The sequence below is a fragment of the Bacteroidota bacterium genome (assembly GCA_039111535.1).
In the GTDB taxonomy this organism is placed as follows: domain Bacteria; phylum Bacteroidota; class Rhodothermia; order Rhodothermales; family JAHQVL01; genus JBCCIM01.
The window spans coordinates 1-16,273 of record JBCCIM010000044.1 but is presented as its reverse complement, the minus strand read 5'-3'; the positions used below and the strand labels follow the sequence as shown (position 1 = coordinate 16,273).

Genomic DNA, 16,273 nt, shown 5'->3' with positions numbered 1-16,273 from the left:
GTAGTCGAAAGACGCCCCTCTTGACAGAAAAGCGTCCTGTTTGTCCTCCATTTAACTTCCGAGCACCTCTTTGAGGCTCCCCCTGCAGCCCGTTGATGGTTTCAGATGCTTTTTGCGTCTATGAGCTCAATTCCCTCTAACTTTCCATGGATAGCATACTTGCTGTAGTACTGTGTGGCGGTGCTGGTACCCGTCTTTTTCCGCTAACTGAGTGGCGATCTAAACCAGCTGTACCCCTCCTTGGTAAATATCGATTGGTAGATATTCCCATTTCAAATTGCCTGAATTCAGGTCTTGACCGGATTTTTGTGCTGACGCAATTCAACTCAGCCGGCCTCAATCAACATGTAACCGATACCTATCAACGCGATGGATTTGGCAGCGGCTTTGTGTCGGTGCTTGCCGCTGAGCAGACCTACCAGTCTCCCAACTGGTTTCAGGGTACTGCAGATGCCGTGCGCCAGGTGCTGCACCATCTTAATCAACACCAGTACAGCCACGTACTGATTCTTGCCGGCGACCAGCTGTACCAAATGGATTTTGCCAAGCTTTATGCCCAACATCGCGCGCAAAAAGCAGACATCACAGTGGCAACAACCCCTGTGACCGCAAAGGAAGCCACGGGCTTCGGGATCATGCACACCGATGCTGATGACAAAATTATCCATTTCCGCGAAAAACCTGGCGAGGCAGAGCTGGCCGGCTTGAGAAGTGATGTGGATCCTGAAATGAAACAGCAAGAACGCCATTTTCTGGCCTCTACAGGGATTTATTTATTCAACCGCGACGTACTCCAGGACCTGCTTACCGCAGATCCTGCTGTGACCGACTTTGGTAAAGAAATCATTCCGCAGTCGCTTGCCAATCACAACGTTGTCAGTTATCCCTTCCGCGGGTACTGGAGTGATGTAGGCAGCATTCGTTCTTACCATGCTGCCCATATAGCGCTTTCCAGGATGGATGCCATGATCGATTTTCATGACCACAGGAATCCTATTTACACAAAGAAAGAAGCGCTGGCACCCCCAAAGATTCATGCGTCTTACATTCAGGATGCGTATATCGGGGAAGGTAGTGTGCTTAACAATTGTAAAATCTACAACAGTGTGCTTGGTATCCGGAGCTATGTAGGGAAACGGAGTACCATCAAAAGTGCTGTCATTATGGGCGCCGGCACAAACCGGTACGCAGCCGGAGACGGTATCATTGCGCGCCCCGGCATTGGCGAAGCTTGCTACATTGAAAATGCCATTATCGATCTGAATGCGAGCATAGGCAATGGCGTTGTGCTTGCCAACCACGATGGGGTGACAGAAGGAGAGGGCGCGAACTACTATATCAAAGATGGCATCATCGTGATTCCCCAAGATGCTGTTGTACCGGATGGTACTGTGATTGGTACGAGCACAAAAATTGACCTTTCATCCATGATTCGTACCGAATTGGCACCGCCCGTGGTACCTGTTGGGTTGTCCATGTAATCAGCAATACTGCACGTAGTAACGTATATCTGACCACTTGTACAGTGTATTTGAATGTTAACCCGGTGGCTAAGGTCACCGGGTTTTTTGTTGGCTGGCATTCTTTTTGAAAAACATATGTCTGAATTATGTGTATTATTCAATGGTTGATTGTTGCAACTGGCACGGTGTGCAACGCGAAGTCGCTTGATGCAACCAACACGCGGTATACACCATCAAAACGGACATGCACAACATTCTCGATTACGTCCCCACGAAGCTTAGATGGAAAGCGCATACCAATGGTGGTGAGCATGCCGGCCCCTGCCCGTGGTGCGGTGGGCGAGATCGTTTTCGAGTATGGCCCAACGCGGGTGACCGTGGCCGCTTCTGGTGCCGACAGTGTGGCCGATCGGGCGATACAATTACCCTGCTGACTGAATTGCGGGGCGTTAGCTACGCCGAAGCCCGTGATACGCTGGGAGGCAGCGGATTCAGTCCTGTGCAGCATTCGAATAAGCCGCATGGCAAAGCGTTGGCACCGCCTCCAAAAATCTGGCGGTCGCGTGCCTGGGCGCTTACTGAGACCTCTATAACTAACCTCTGGTCAGACAAAGGCGCGCGCGCCCGCAAATGGCTTATATCACGTGGACTAACCGATGAAACGATGCACGTCGCCTCACTGGGCTACAATCCGGAAGATCGGCGTGAGCCAGCAAAGAAGTGGGGACTGGATCGTGAACAAGAAGTGTTTATTCCCCGTGGCATCACCATTCCCTGGATGATCAAATCGGATATTTGGCGTTTCAATGTGCGCCGGCCTGCAGGGACACCCCGGTATATTGGGCCAGCTGGTTCGAGTAATGGGCTGTACAATGTAGATGACGTGGTATCTGGCGCCCCTGTGGTTCTTGTGGAAGGAGAAATTGACGCACTTTCTGTTATGCAGGTGGCTGGCATTGCCGCAGTTGCAACGGGGTCAACCGGTGGAAGCCGGCGCTACACTTGGGTGCTCCGATTGATGAAAGCCAGCAAGGTGCTGATTGCCTTTGATTCTGACGAGGCCGGCGAAAAGGCTGCAGCGTTTTGGTATGAAGCCCTGCCCAACGCATCGCGCTTGCGCCCTTATTGGGATGACGCAAACGCGATGCTACAGGAAGGCATCGATTTAAAAGCCTGGGTACACATGGGGCTCAACGATTAACAGGTTCGAGCCGGCGGTTTTTAGAGTCCTCCCAATGTAAGTGTATCGCCTACTTCTGTTTGCAAGGTTTGTAATTTGCCAAAGAGTGCAGCCATCGTATCCTGGTATGCGGCCTCTGCGGCAAGGTTGTTCAATTCATCCGGGTCTGCTTGCATATCAAACAGCTGCACCTGGTCTTCTTCCGGGTACAAAATGAGTTTGAAATCTTTAGTGCGCACCATGCGCTGGAAATGTTTGTAAGAGCCAAAAATTGCGTCGTATGAGCTTTCGGTACGCTGTTCGATTAGGGGCATCAGGCTTTTAAATTCAACGGTGGCTGGCGTCGGTATGCCCGCAAGGTCGCAAGTGGTCGGGTATATGCTTTGCAGATACACGAGCGCATCGCTGGTTGTGCCGCCTTCGATATCAGGGCCTGCAAGCACGAGCGGGACGCGGATACTGTGCTCATACTGGTTCTGCTTGCCGAGCAAACCGTGTTCACCTACAGCCAGGCCATGGTCGGCTGTGAAAATGATATAGGTGTTATCAGCCTCACCCAGCGCCTCCAGTTTTTCCATGATGCGGCCAATCTCGTAATCCATGTGAGAGATGATGGCATAGTACTCCTGCATATGGACCTTGATGGCATTTTCTGTTCTGGGGAATGGCCCAAGAATTTCGTCACGCAGGGTATACCTTTCACCCTGATCAAATGGATGCTCTGACATGTAATTCGCCGGCAACTCAATTTCATCCAGCGGATACATATCAACAAATTCCTGCGGTGCCTGGCGCGGGTCGTGGGGGGCATTAAAGGCCACGTACATCAAAAAGGGTTGATCAGAGCTGGCGGTCCAGTCTTCCATAAACTCAATAGCACGATTGGCATACAGCGTACTCGTGTGCTCGTTTACGATGTATTCGTCTGAAATGGTTTTGCCAAAAGCCCCTTCTTCGATGTCTTTAACGTTGGGTGACCAGTGGCCGAGGAGGGTGGAATCGGTGGGCGACCAGGATTGATTGTCTGGTGTTGGCCGTCGGTAGCCGGCGCCTTGTGGTCCGTCTTTGGTCTCGAACATGCCTTTGCCGATGCTCTTCGCCTGGTTGAAGCCACGGAGCACAGTGTCATCACCATTGTGCCATTTGCCCGTCATGAAGGTCTCGTAGCCGGCGTTGTAGAACGTTTCTCCCCACAACGGAATAGCTTCGTCGTTGATGTCATCTCGTGCATGGTAGATATAACGTCCGGAGTTCAGCATGGCGCGGCTTACCACGCATACCGCACCACTCCAGGATCCCTGATTGAAGGCATGCGTGAATGTCATCCCGCTTTGAACAAGCCGGTCGAGATTCGGCGTCTGAACAAGGGGATGCCCAAAGGCCTGAATGGTATCAAAAGCCTGGTCATCTGCAAAAAGAAACAGGAAATTGGGTTTTGAAGCATCTGCTGGTGGTGGTGCTTCTTGTTGACTGCAACTTGCAAAAAGCTGAAAAACGAGCAATAGAGCTATGATTCGGGACATTGTAGGGCGTATTGATTGATATTAGATGGTCTAATTTACGCATCTTCTTATTCGAATCAAGTTGGAATACCGGCTCGATCAATTGCATAGCTATAACAAAAAAGCCTACCCTCTGCTGGACGCAAAAGGGCAGGCTTTATAAACCGGGAAAAGGGTATGGCCTGAATATCGGGCAAAAGTGTGCCGACTTTAGGGGGATTCCCCACAATTTGTGAGTGAAATTACCTACTGGCTGATTTCCACCCCTTTCCAAAAAGCAACATGGTCCTTAATCTGACTTGCTGCATCACTCGGGGCCGGGTAATACCAGGCTGCATCTCTGTTTTCCTCTCCGTCTACTACAACCGAATAGTAGCTTGCCTGGCCTTTCCATGGACAGGTCGTTTGGTTGTCACTCGACTGGAAATAAGCCTTGTTAATTGCCTCCGGAGGGAAATAGTGATTTCCTTCCACAACAACAGTATTGTCACTTTCAGCGAGTACTGCGCCATTCCAGGTTGCTTTCATAAAATTGTATCGCTCTGATAAGGGTTTAAAATGATAAGAGGGGTCTTTACTGGCACAGGAAGAAGGCACCAGTAACCAGGACTCAATAGCCTGCTCAGACAAGGCTAGTACGATGCGAACGGGTTTGTCGGTTCCACCTTTATTTCCTGCTTGCTACTTATCAATCCGGGTCCCAGCGCGCGGCTTTGTTCTCATGCTGATATTAGGCAGCGACTGAATAGCTCGAAACCAGCCTGGATTGAGGGGGAGCGAGTCACTTGGTTTGCGTTGGCATGGGAGTTGTCATGTGTTGTGTACCACCAATCCGGTTACCGGAGCAGAAAGAGGTTCGCACCTGCTGAGGGATTCCCCGCACAAATTCAATCCCTGGTGCTACTTCATGTTTGAGAACCATTCGGAAGGCCCATTCCGTTTCCCTGCCACGCAGCCGCCTGCGCTGCCTGATCCTGTTGTAGAGGAGGCCGTTGCACGGAAAATTGTAAACCACAAACAGGTAGCTGACGCCTGGCTAAGGCGCCGAACAATGTATCGCGCCGGGCGCAGGGCACCTGTGTGGCGGTGGCTTGCACTGCAGCCCGCTGTTGATTACGAGGCGCTCCTGAGCATTGCAGCTGATTGTTACGACTATAAGCCACTCGCAACCGATATGGGTGAACTACGCGCGTTTGTCAACCGCATTATCACCTGCTTTTCTGACAGCCAGTGGCAAATGATGCTGCGTGGTGCCATGGTGCCGGTAAAGCGTACCTCAAACCCTGGCGTCTCCATGATGTGGAAGTTTGCCGCATCAGATCCAACGGCAAAGTCTACCCACGCACTGGTACGCCAACTCGTCGGCAAGCAGTACGAATTGGTACAGGCAGATCGTAAACGCATTGCGTCTCTGCTAGGAGAAGTCTACTTGACACGGTTAGAATTGCCTCGTCGCCCTGCCTCGGGTCCTGCCGGCCACAGCTAGTGGTATCATTTGCCCATCCGCTATCATTTTTCTGAAATACGATTAGTCCTAATACCAGAAAAGCCATGAGTACTGCCCTCACACTTAGCACCAATGGTCTCGCCGTTATAGATGAACCCGGACACGAGCTTGTGCCTGTCCAAACGCACAGTGTTTTGCCACGCCCGCCAAAAGCATGTGGAGAAATACTGGCTGCATTGCCAGCCAGCCATAGCGGCCGCGATCGATTGGCCTTCATTGCAACGGCACTTGCTGACGTTAAGCAAAACCAGCGCGTTGCCATGCGCGCCCACCTGGAGCAGTTGGCGCAACACATGGTACACCTCGGTGCAAGCGATCTTGATGCCGGCGGGCCGGCAGCAAATGGATGGGTGTGGTACCGCACAAGTGGACGAAAGGCCCCATGCGAGGAGTTAGGCCAGATCGACGTAGATGTGATGGACGTCCTTATTCTCAGCTTGCTTACGGCAGAACAAGCCACGCAACTCCTGGAGACCTACGCGATCGATATTTCTATCACGGTCGGCGGCGAGTGGGCGGGGGGGAGCCGGCGCTTTCGGGTATCCATTTATTTTGATGAATTAAACCTCGCGGTAAGCATTCGGGCAATCCGGCGCGAGTTGCGTACGTTGGATTCCCTGGGTTTTCATCCAACCGTGGCGCGAAGCCTGCTGTTTTCCAACATGCGAGATGGCCTCACGCTTATAACCGGGGTAACGGGATCAGGGAAAAGCACCACACTGGATTCGATTATAGATGCCAACAACAGGCACGTGGAAGGCCACATTGTGGTGCTTGGGAATCCGGTTGAGTATATCCACGCGTCTAAAAAATGCATTATCCGGCATCGCGAAGTAGGGACGGGTGTCTCATCTTTCAAAGCCGGCGTGATTCAATCGCTCCGTCAGGATCCTGACATGATTGTCATCGGAGAGATGCGCGATCCGGATACAATTACAGCAACATTGGAGGTTACCGACTCCGGGCACCGCGTCTTTTCTACTTTACACACGCGTTCAGCTGTTGAGAGTATTGACAGGATTATCGCAGAATATCCCGCTGAAGAACAGGAGCGCGTTCGGCATCGGTTGGGGGATGTGTTACGATGTGTGATTTCGCAAAAACTATGTCCCCAAATTGGCGGAGGATTGATCCTTGCCAAAGAAGTACTCTGTGTAACGCCGTCTGTGCAGGCAGCCATCAAAAATGGTAACCTCAGTGAGATCTACCAGATGATGTGGGAAGGCAACAAGAAAGGGCAAATGACGCTAGAGCAGGATCTTTATTTGCTCATGCGACGGGGGAAAATTGCGCCTGATACAGCCATGCGATACGCCAACAACAAGCAGCGACTGCGTCAATTGCTCGGCAAATAACACAGCATCAAGCTGCCATAAAAGCTGCCAGTGCGTGTTGCTCTGTTTCATCTGATTTTTCAGATGGCAATAACATGACGAGCTCATCATTGATCATGCCCATATTGGACCAATGTTGTACGCGGGCCTGAATACTGTCGTTGACTTCCTGGCCGCGGGCAATAAGCAATTGCCCGTTGCTACCCCGCAGGTCCTCAGAGAAGATCATCCCAATTTGAACGGCATGGGCCTTCACATCGCGGATCTCCATCATATTGCCGAGGGCGTAACACACTTCCTGGAAGCTGGAAATGAGCGCCGGGTCGTACCAGCCGCTGCGTTTCTCGAGGCTGTTCAGGGCAAGATCCTCGCGGCCAAGTTGGCTGACAAGATGGTCGAAGTCCAATACCAGCTTCAGCAACCTTGCGCCTATCGGAATATTGCTTTCGCTGACGTTGCGCACCGGGCTGTTGGTGCCATCAAAGTGCGTGTGCTGGAATCTCAAAATATCCCGTACTGGTTCGATTCGTGGGATATTTCCCAGTAGGCTTTCGGTAATGTGCGGTAATTTTTCGAGGACGTGTTTATCTTGTTGGGTAAGTTCGCTGCCCTTGTATACTTTTTCGGCAAGCTCCGGGGGCAGTGCAACGGCGCTGATCTGGGAGAGCATAGTTGCCACTTCGATGTGCCAGCTTTCCTCAATTTCGAGGTGTGCAATCATGCCGGCCACGAGTTTTTTTGCCCTCGCCGCGCGGCCAAACGCCGTTGGATTTGCCAAGGCCAGCACATCCGTCAGGGTTTTAATACTTCCCCGCAGCGTTTCTTCAAGCAACACCCGCTGGTCCTGAATCAGGTTATACTGCCGAATGCCATCTTCCAGATTTTGAATGAGCAGTGGAAGCGGACAAGGCTTATGTAGAAAGCGATATATGTTGCCTTCGTTTACGGCTTCAATGGTTTCATTGAAATCGGCCTGTCCCGTTAAAAGTAACCGCGTTGTGTCGGGCGCCATATGCCGCGCTTTTTTCAAAAACTCGGCGCCATTCATGATGGGCATCTTCATGTCAGATACTACAACAGGAAACGGCCCTTCTTTTTCAAGAATAGCGAGTCCCTCGTGTCCACCAGGTGCAGTGAATACTTTATATTGCTTTCTTAACTGGCGCTTCATGCCGTCCAGCAAATTCTGTTCGTCGTCTACAAACAGGACGGGTAATTTTTCTTTTAAAGACATAGGTTACGCGATCTCTTTATCTCTCATGGCGATTTCTTCAGCTATCCTTTCCCATTCAGGAAGCTTGTCGATGACGCCGAGGTCTGACAAATAGTCCAGGTTGAGTGCTTCGTGTTCACCCGTTAACTGGTCCGCTTCATCCAATGAGTATTTGTGTCCCAGGTTATTTGCCAGGTACACCGCGGCTACAAGGTTAAAGCCTTCTTGTTCTGCTATTCGCCACGGCACATGGTGATTTGCAATGGCTTCTATGATCGGATAGGCCAGCCCCCACAGGTTTGGTAGATATGCACCAATTTCGGCGTGACTGAAGCTGCTCAGTTCCAGTTCCGCTTGATAAAGGGGGATGCCGCGTTCATTTTTGATTTCAATTGCCCTGGCAAATTTTTCTGGTAACTGGGCTGCCAGCACGAGTTTGCCTACGTCGTGCAAGAGTCCTGCCATAAAGGCCTGGTTTGCGTCTACCGTCAGGGGGTCTAGCGCGGAGGCAATGTGCGCAACCAGGAGGGCATGCCGTTGCTCTTTTTCCAAATCGTAATGTGAGGACAGAAATTGCAACGAGCTGTTTTGGAATACTTCAACCGAAAGTACCAGGGTTTCCAGCAGTTTGAAGCCAATAAAATTGATGGCTGCTTTGACTTCGGAAACCCGGTTCGAGCGGCCGAAGAACCCGGAATTTACGGTCCGGAGGATACGACTGGCTATGGCCGCATCACGCTCGATCACGGTTGCGATGTCATCGATTGTGACGTCCTCATCGCGCATCAACCGGGTTAGTTCTGCATAGGTGCTGGGTACAGCTGGCAGGCCGTTCATGCTGTCTATTTGCCGGCGCAATTCTTCGTCCTCGAGCAAATCCTGCAGGCGCAGCGCGCGGTCGATAACCTCTTTGACAATTTTACCATCCGTGGGCTTGTTCAGGAAGTTGTGCGCAATGGGAATAGAGCGCAACGCTGCTTCCAGTTCGGTATGCCCTGTCAACACAATTCTGATGGTTCCAGGGTGCCGTTCCTTGACCTTCGTGAGTAACGTGGCGCCATCCATACCCGGCATGCGCATATCGGATACAACTACGTCAGCTGGGGCCTCCTGAAGTTTCTCCAGCGCAGCTTCTCCAGACTCGCAAAAAACCATCTTCCATTCCTTGCGATACGTACGCAAGGAACGCTTCAGCCCATCAAGTAGAAACTTGTCATCATCGACAAACAAAATTCGTTTCATGATCTCGGTACAATTATCCTAGGTTTCTTCGGACTTCAAGGGTATTTGAATGAAGAACGTTGTGCCTTCGCCCAATTCAGTTTCGAAGTAAATGCGTCCGCCATGCTTTTCCGTTACCACACCATGGGCAATAGCCAACCCCTGACCGGTACCTTTGCCGACTTCTTTTGTCGTATAGAAGGGGTCAAAAATTTTCTTGCGTGCCTTTACCGGAATACCTGTGCCGCTATCAGCAATTTGTACTTCTACGTAGTCTTCGGTTGCGAGCGTACGCAGTGTGATTTTCCCTTTTGATACATGGGCGTTTTCAAGGGTTGGTTCAATGGCATGCGCTGCGTTTACCATGATGTTGAGAAAGACCTGGTTCAACTCGCCTGGGTGACAAGGGACTTCAGGCAACGCAGGGTCGAAGTCCAGTTCAATGTCTGCAACGTATTTCCACTCGTTGCGGGCAACCGTCATGGTTGTCTCAAGCAGCTTGTTCAGGTTCATCATGGATTTCTCTTCCTGACCCGGATGAGAAAACTCTTTCATAGCACGCACAATGCGGGCAACCCGCTCGATACCTTCTATGGTTTGATCAATGGCTTTAGGGATTTCTTCCGCCAGGTATTCAAAGTCAGCCTCTTCAAGGACTTCCTCTATTTCGGCAAGAGCGTCTGGTGTGATTGTGCCATTTTTCGCCTGCTCGAAGAGGTCACTATAGATTTCAATCAGTTCCTGGATTTCGCCAAAAGACTCTTTGAAGAAGTTGGTATTGTCGCCGATGTACTGGACCGGTGTATTTATTTCGTGGGCAACGCCGGCTGCCAATTGACCAATCGATTCCAGCTTCTGCGCCTGACTAAGTTGCGACTCCAGTTGCTTGCGTTCCGTGATGTCTTGCGCTGCCCCAACTATCTTAACCAACTGTTCGTTTTGATCGTGAAAAGGCTTGACTTCAGCCCATACAATTCGCTGGCTTCCGTCGGGTTGTACAATCGTGTACTCGGTTGGTGTTAGTGCATCTTCGGGGAAGCCATCTTTTATTATTGTTGTGAGGCTCTCATCGGTCGTGGGGGACAACATTTGCTGATAGGTTTCCAGGGATCCATCGAAGGCCTCTGCGTCAATGCCGGCAATTTCGAGCATTTTGTCGGAGAAGGTCAGCTTGTCGGTTTTTGCGTCCCATTCCCAACTCCCTATTTGTGCGATGTCATGGGTAGCGTTCAGCAACGCTTCGCTCTTCCGCAAGGCTTCTTCTGTTTCAAGCTCGACGGTTACATCCCGAGCGATAGCGAACAAGTGTCCCGTTTTTACATCGGGTTGGCAGGTCCAGGCGAGCCAACGGTATTCGCCGTTTTTGCAACGGTACCGGTTCCGAAAGTCAATGCAGATACTACCTTCTGAAAGTCGCTGAATTTCTCTTAATGTTGCATCCCGATCGTTTGGGTGGATAAGATCATAAAACGGTGATGCATAGAGTTCTGCATAGGTGTACCCCAATGTCTTTGGGAAAGCCGGATTTACCTCGAGGAAGTACCCATCGGCGCTGGCAACACAAAACAGTTCGAGCGCATACTCGAAAAACTTTTGCTTAAGGTGGCTTGCTTCAGCAACTGGTGATGAGCCGGCCGGTTGTTGGGACGATGATGCGTCAATCTTTGCCTGCATTTTGGTACTCAATTATTTCTATACTTGGCTCTAAAAAGTATCGACGCAGTGCTGCGCTTCTAGTGTGGGGATAATCCTCATTTCGCTGTGTGCTTTTACCGATTTTGGCTCTTTTAAAGCCGTTTTTGACTTCTTTAGGGTATAATCCACTATAGGCAAATCGTTACTTAAGTCAAGCCATTTCAGCCTGGAGGGGAATCTGAATGAAAAAGGTTGTCCCTTGTCCAATTTCTGTTTCGAAAAAGATATTTCCGCCGTGTTTTTCAGTGACGACGGCATGCGCGATGGCGAGCCCCTGCCCAGTACCCTTGCCCACATCTTTGGTGGTGTAGAAAGGGTCAAATATTTTTTGACGTGCGTGTACCGGAATGCCGCTCCCAGAATCCTGGATCTGGACTTCTACAAATTCATCTGTCGCGCGCGTTCGAAGCGTGATTTTTCCTTTCTGCCCATTGTTTGCTTCAACTGAAGGTTCGATGGCATGGGCGGCATTAACCATAATGTTCAGGAATACCTGGTTTAATTCTCCCGGATGGCAGGGGACTTCAGGCAGTGCGGGGTCAAGCTGAAGATCAATGTCAGCCACATATTTCCACTCATTGCGCGCTACTGTCATGGTGGTTTCTATGGCTTTGTTCAGGTCGACCAGCGTTTTCTCTTCTTGTCCGGGATGAGAGAATTCTTTCATCGCACGTACAATTTTTGCTACCCGGTTGATGCCCTCAATGGTCTGATCAATGGCTTTCGGGATTTCTTCCGCAAGGTACTCGAAGTCAGCATCTTCCAGTGCTTCTTCAATTTCTGCGAGGGTTTCTGCGGTAAGCGCTCCCTCGCGCGCCTGGGAGACAAGCTGATCGTAGATGCCAATCAGTTCTTCAATTTCGCCAAACGACTCCTTGAAAAAGTTGGTGTTGTCGCCAACGTATTGAATTGGCGTATTGATTTCATGGGCCACGCCGGCAGCCAGTTGCCCAATCGATTCGAGCTTCTGGGCCTGGGACAACTGGGACTCCAGTTGCTTGCGCTGGGTGATGTCTTCCACCATCATCACATACACAGCCGGCGAACCTGAATTGGAGAAATGGATGTCTATTTTCGCAAGGTATTTGGAGCCATCCCGCTGCAGTCGCATTGATTCGAACGTTACTTTTTCCTGTTTGCCATTGTTCAGGGGTGCAAGCAACTCGTCCAGTTTGTCTTGCGTCATATCCATGTTCAACGTGAGTGGCGTAAGGGCTTTAAGCGCTTCGAGCGGGTATCCAGATTTTTCGATCGCGCCTTTGTTTGCGCCGATGTACTTGAAAGTTTCTGCGTGGACCAGGTAAATCTCGATCGAAGTAGCATCGATGATGCGGCCAAGGCGGGTCATTTCTTCTTCCATGACGCGCCGTTCAGCCATTTCCTTTTCTAACTGTGCTTTACTCGCTTGCAGGTTTTGGGTCTGTTTCTGTAAATCAGCCGTCCGCTCTTCTACCAGGTGCGTGAGCCGCTCTGCAACATGTTTTTCGAGATTGAGTTTGCGCTCAAAGTAGGTAGTAAGGATCGTGAACTGAAGAATGATCAGTGTAGCTACTGTGACGCCGATAGCAAGACCCCAATGGTCTGGCTGGGTGATTGATGGGTCGTGCACGTAACCCGGAATTGGTGTGTAGATGGCAGCAGCCATGCCGGTGTAATGCATGCCGCAAATTGCAATACCCATAATGAGCGCGGCACCGATTTTGAGCGGCACAATCCGTGTTGTTCTTCTGGCGAGGGTTGTTGCGATCCAAAGCGCTGCAATGGAGGCAAGAATGGCGATCAGTATCGAAGCCAGAAACAGGTTGGTATCGTAAGAAATGGTAGCTTCCATCTCCATGGCAGCCATACCGGTGTAGTGCATGCCGGCGATACCCGGGCCCAGGAATAAGCCGGCGCCAAGGATTTTTTTGAGGCCTGTGTCCTTTCTGGATGCCGTGTAAATGGCAAAACAAGAAGAAACCATCCCAACGGCAAGCGAGACGACTGTGAGAAAAGGATTATAAACAAATGGCATGTCCATGGAAAACGCCAGCATCCCAACAAAATGCATGGACCAAATCCCAATACCCATCGAAAAGGAGCCGGCAATTAGCCATCTCTTCTCAGCTTTGCCAGAGATTTGTGTAAGTTGGTTTACAAGACCCAGCGTGGTATACGAGGCGATGACCGCTACCACATATGATAAAATGACGAGAATAGGACTAAACTGGCCACCTGCCATCTCAATAGGAGAGAGAATGGCTTCGGGTAGCAAAGAAGAACCGTACATGATGGTACTCTGGTGATTGATGGAAAATCAACTTGCTAAGTAGTGGAGCACGCAAGATGTATATCGGCAGAATAGTGGCGCACTAAAAAACGACTATTTGGTGCTTGTGAGCGAAATTTGAATTCTTGCCAAGGGCCCATCAACCCCTGGTGAAGCCGCTATCTAAGTCGATAATTCGGCGGATTGACGCTATGTACAAAGAATAGCGCGTCAAATTCAGCAGCAGGCACCATGGTATGCGGCGTCAGGCCCATGCGCAGGTAAGGCTGCGAAGTGTTTGCCCAGGAATTGATTGTCGGCAGTGGATTTTCCCGCAACAGCAAGTAGCTGGCAGCGTGGGTGTTTGCATGCATGAAGGATGCAATGCTGTCTTGCATTGGCACCTGGATCGTGTATTCTGTGCGTCCATTGTCTGTAATCGTACCCGCACCCATAAAAAAACCGATAGAATAGACTTGCTCTCCATACCAGGTGCGCAGGTAGTTCCCCGTTGCTTTCCCACCGTGGCTGTCGATGTTGCCGTACCGCCCGTGATCATTGTGCAGCCAAACCAGCACTTTTCGACGGGTACCCATTGAATCTGCATGTGCTGCTACCGCTCGCGCCATCCACTCATCTCGCAATTCGTAATACCGCAAGTCGCGGTTGGTATCGTTGGATTCAGCCGCTCCGCGAATCGACAAGCGATCTATCCAGCCCTGGGTAAGATTGAGGGTCCATTTGGGCCATCCCTTACTGTGTCGTGCTGCCTCTGTGTACAACTTGCTGAGTGTTTCCTGGTTTTGATACGCCCAGATATACCGGCTATTGCCTTTCCCTCCGTGTTCGTCTGCAAGATGTAGCGCTGAGTCGGCTGTTGCCAATGCGCGCGCCAGCTGTGGGTTGTTTGGCAACAAGGCATCGTGTAAGTACGCTGGTCTTGGCGAAGAGTCATAACCTTGCCCTTGAAAATCCATGCCAGCGAGATGCAAGGGCCGGTCCGTTTGCTGTTGTTGTTTGATAAAGGCAAACAGTGGAAGTAATTCTGCGTGTTGAAACGGATAGCGCAGACAATCTTGCAAAGCCTCATAAGGCTGAAGAGAATCAATGCGCTCCCAGGCATAGCTGCATTCAAAAAAACCACTTTCAAAGATGATGGTGTCAAACCCGTGGTGTGTGTACAGCCATTGTACCAGATCCACTTTGATATCGGAAAACGTACCAACACCATGGCCGTTTTCACCAAGGAGTACAATTTGTGCGTCTTGTACCTGCTCCCCCAACGCATGCAGTTGCCGTTGCATGCTGTCTGGATTTATCGTGTTGTCTGTAAGGCTAACAGGCTGAATTTCGTACGCTTGATGTGGTTTACAGGCAACGCTGTAGACAAAGAGAAAGAAGAAGGTGAGAACTTTGCGCATTGTGTTTAGGGGTGGGCCAAACAGGAAATCTTTGTGCTAAAAATTTAGCACTTGTGTATTGGTTATACAATGCCCTGCAAAAGTTTATGCCCCGAATGATGCAAAAGAATGGTGGTTCATGTCAATTTAAGCTGTTCTCTTAAGGGGACGATCAACTCATTTATGGACATAGTACCAGTGATCAACGCTGGTGCAAGATGGTTCTGAGGCACCATGCAAGACCCCGAAGACATCTTCAAAACACGCTGCAAGATGGCGCTATGCCTGATTGTACTGCTGGTTACATGTAGCCAGGGCTTGATCCAGTATACCCTTCACGGGCAGGAAGAAGTTGGCGAAATAATAAATATTGCGGGCCGGCAGCGGATGTATAGTCAGGCCATAGTAAAAGAGGCGCAGTTTATTTACTATGCCCGCGATATCCGGACGCATAACAAACACACGGAAGCATTACAGGAGGTACTTGATCGATGGCAGACTGCACACGCAGTTGTAGTCACCTATCGGGTTGAGGAGATTTTCGATGCGAATGCGCAAGAACTCGATGGCATGTATGCTGTGTTGCAAACCCATCATGAAGCCATGCAACAGGCTGCAGACAGCCTTCGTTTGGCGCGGTTCAGACCCGGGGTTACCGCGCGCCCGGTGATCGACACGGCACTCTCCCATCTCCTGGCTGCAGAGGGCCCGTACCTGGCCCAAATGGAGATGATTGTTGGTCATTACGCGCGTGCAGCAAAATCAGAAATACGCGCGATCCAGCAACTTGGCGCCGGCGTTTTGGGCATAACCATTGTCTTCCTCTTTTTTGCCGGATGGTTTGTATCCCGGCCAGTTAAGCGGACACAGGGGGTATTGCCACTTGATCTTGTGGCAAAAGGCCCCCAGTCCCTTGTCAATGTAGCGGATGTCACTAAACCGGATGTCGATGTACCGGAGCCAAAAGAAGATAACACAGCGTATGATGGCATATTGGCAGCGGTAGCGAACGCCGTTCTAGTCAGTAAGCCCGACGGCACAGTAGCGTGGGCAAATGACGCCTATTACGCTATGACGGGCTATGCACCTGATGAGATTGTTGGGGTACATGTGCGCAACCTGTATCCTGAAGATTCGCTCAACTTCGATACCTTGTGGGCCGCAGTATTGGCCGGCGAGCACTGGCATGGCGAAATAACAAGCGGCCGTGAAGACGGCACATTCTATACACGGGAAGAGACCATTACGCCAATTCTTGACGTGGAGGGCCAATTGAAACATGTGGTCTCCATCAAAAATGATGTCTCCAACCGGAAGCGTCAGGAAGTACGTGTGATGCACGGTCAGAAAATGGAGTCTGTGGGGCAACTGGCTGCCGGCATTGCACATGAAATAAACACGCCGATGCAATATGTCGGGGACAATACGCAGTTCTTAATGGATGCGCTTCAGGATGTGTTTGAAACGAACAATGCACTGCAAAAAGTACTTACACTGGCAAAAGAACACG

12 protein-coding genes are annotated in these 16,273 nt (G+C 50.6%); 5 read left to right on the top strand and 7 right to left on the bottom strand.

All coding sequences use genetic code 11. The features are described 5' to 3' along the window. Window positions 1–146 precede the first annotated feature (146 nt). Both AAF564_09215 and AAF564_09210 read left to right on the top strand, forming a co-directional pair. Window positions 147–1,481: a glucose-1-phosphate adenylyltransferase gene (locus AAF564_09215; GenBank protein MEM8485719.1), complete on the top strand. Its 1,335-nt coding sequence runs from the start codon at window positions 147–149 to the stop codon at window positions 1,479–1,481. Window positions 1,482–1,707: 226 nt separating this feature from the next. Further along, a complete protein-coding gene (locus tag AAF564_09210) occupies window positions 1,708–2,664 on the top strand; it encodes a toprim domain-containing protein (GenBank protein MEM8485718.1) in 957 nt (318 codons plus the stop codon). Between the two features lie 20 nt (window positions 2,665–2,684). Here the strand turns inward: AAF564_09210 and AAF564_09205 are convergent, their stop codons facing one another. After that, window positions 2,685–4,166: a sulfatase-like hydrolase/transferase gene (locus tag AAF564_09205; GenBank protein MEM8485717.1), complete on the bottom strand. Its 1,482-nt coding sequence runs from the start codon at window positions 4,164–4,166 to the stop codon at window positions 2,685–2,687. 225 nt (window positions 4,167–4,391) lie between these two features. Continuing rightward, window positions 4,392–4,673 carry a DUF427 domain-containing protein gene (locus tag AAF564_09200; protein MEM8485716.1) on the bottom strand — a complete coding sequence of 94 codons (282 nt, stop codon included), beginning with the start codon at window positions 4,671–4,673 and terminating at the stop codon, window positions 4,392–4,394. Window positions 4,674–5,052: 379 nt separating this feature from the next. Between AAF564_09200 and AAF564_09195 the strand changes: the two genes are divergently transcribed. Both AAF564_09195 and AAF564_09190 read left to right on the top strand, forming a co-directional pair. Next, window positions 5,053–5,631, top strand: coding sequence for a hypothetical protein (locus AAF564_09195; protein ID MEM8485715.1), 579 nt, complete (start codon window positions 5,053–5,055; stop codon window positions 5,629–5,631). A 65-nt stretch (window positions 5,632–5,696) separates the two neighbouring features. Next, the gene (locus tag AAF564_09190) at window positions 5,697–7,007 is read left to right on the top strand and encodes an ATPase, T2SS/T4P/T4SS family (protein ID MEM8485714.1); all 1,311 of its coding nucleotides are present in this window, start codon (window positions 5,697–5,699) and stop codon (window positions 7,005–7,007) included. A gap of 7 nt (window positions 7,008–7,014) precedes the next feature. Here AAF564_09190 and AAF564_09185 read toward each other — a convergent pair whose 3' ends face one another. The 5 genes from AAF564_09185 to AAF564_09165 form a co-directional block, all read right to left on the bottom strand. Further along, window positions 7,015–8,220, bottom strand: a complete 1,206-nt coding sequence (locus AAF564_09185; GenBank protein ID MEM8485713.1) for an HD domain-containing phosphohydrolase — start codon at window positions 8,218–8,220, stop codon at window positions 7,015–7,017. Between the two features lie 3 nt (window positions 8,221–8,223). After that, on the bottom strand, window positions 8,224–9,441 hold the full coding sequence (locus AAF564_09180) for a response regulator (protein ID MEM8485712.1): 1,218 nt from the start codon (window positions 9,439–9,441) through the stop codon (window positions 8,224–8,226). A gap of 18 nt (window positions 9,442–9,459) precedes the next feature. After that, entirely contained in the window at window positions 9,460–11,094 is a 1,635-nt protein-coding gene (locus AAF564_09175; protein ID MEM8485711.1) for a PAS domain S-box protein, read from the bottom strand. Window positions 11,095–11,266: 172 nt separating this feature from the next. Further along, the gene (locus tag AAF564_09170) at window positions 11,267–13,384 is read right to left on the bottom strand and encodes an MHYT domain-containing protein (protein MEM8485710.1); all 2,118 of its coding nucleotides are present in this window, start codon (window positions 13,382–13,384) and stop codon (window positions 11,267–11,269) included. 158 nt (window positions 13,385–13,542) lie between these two features. Next, the gene (locus tag AAF564_09165; protein MEM8485709.1) at window positions 13,543–14,784 is read right to left on the bottom strand and encodes an erythromycin esterase family protein; all 1,242 of its coding nucleotides are present in this window, start codon (window positions 14,782–14,784) and stop codon (window positions 13,543–13,545) included. A 213-nt stretch (window positions 14,785–14,997) separates the two neighbouring features. On the opposite strand from AAF564_09165, the gene AAF564_09160 reads away from it, so the two are divergent. Continuing rightward, window positions 14,998–16,273 (top strand): PAS domain S-box protein (locus AAF564_09160; protein ID MEM8485708.1); only part of this gene is annotated, 1,276 nt, incomplete at its 3' end.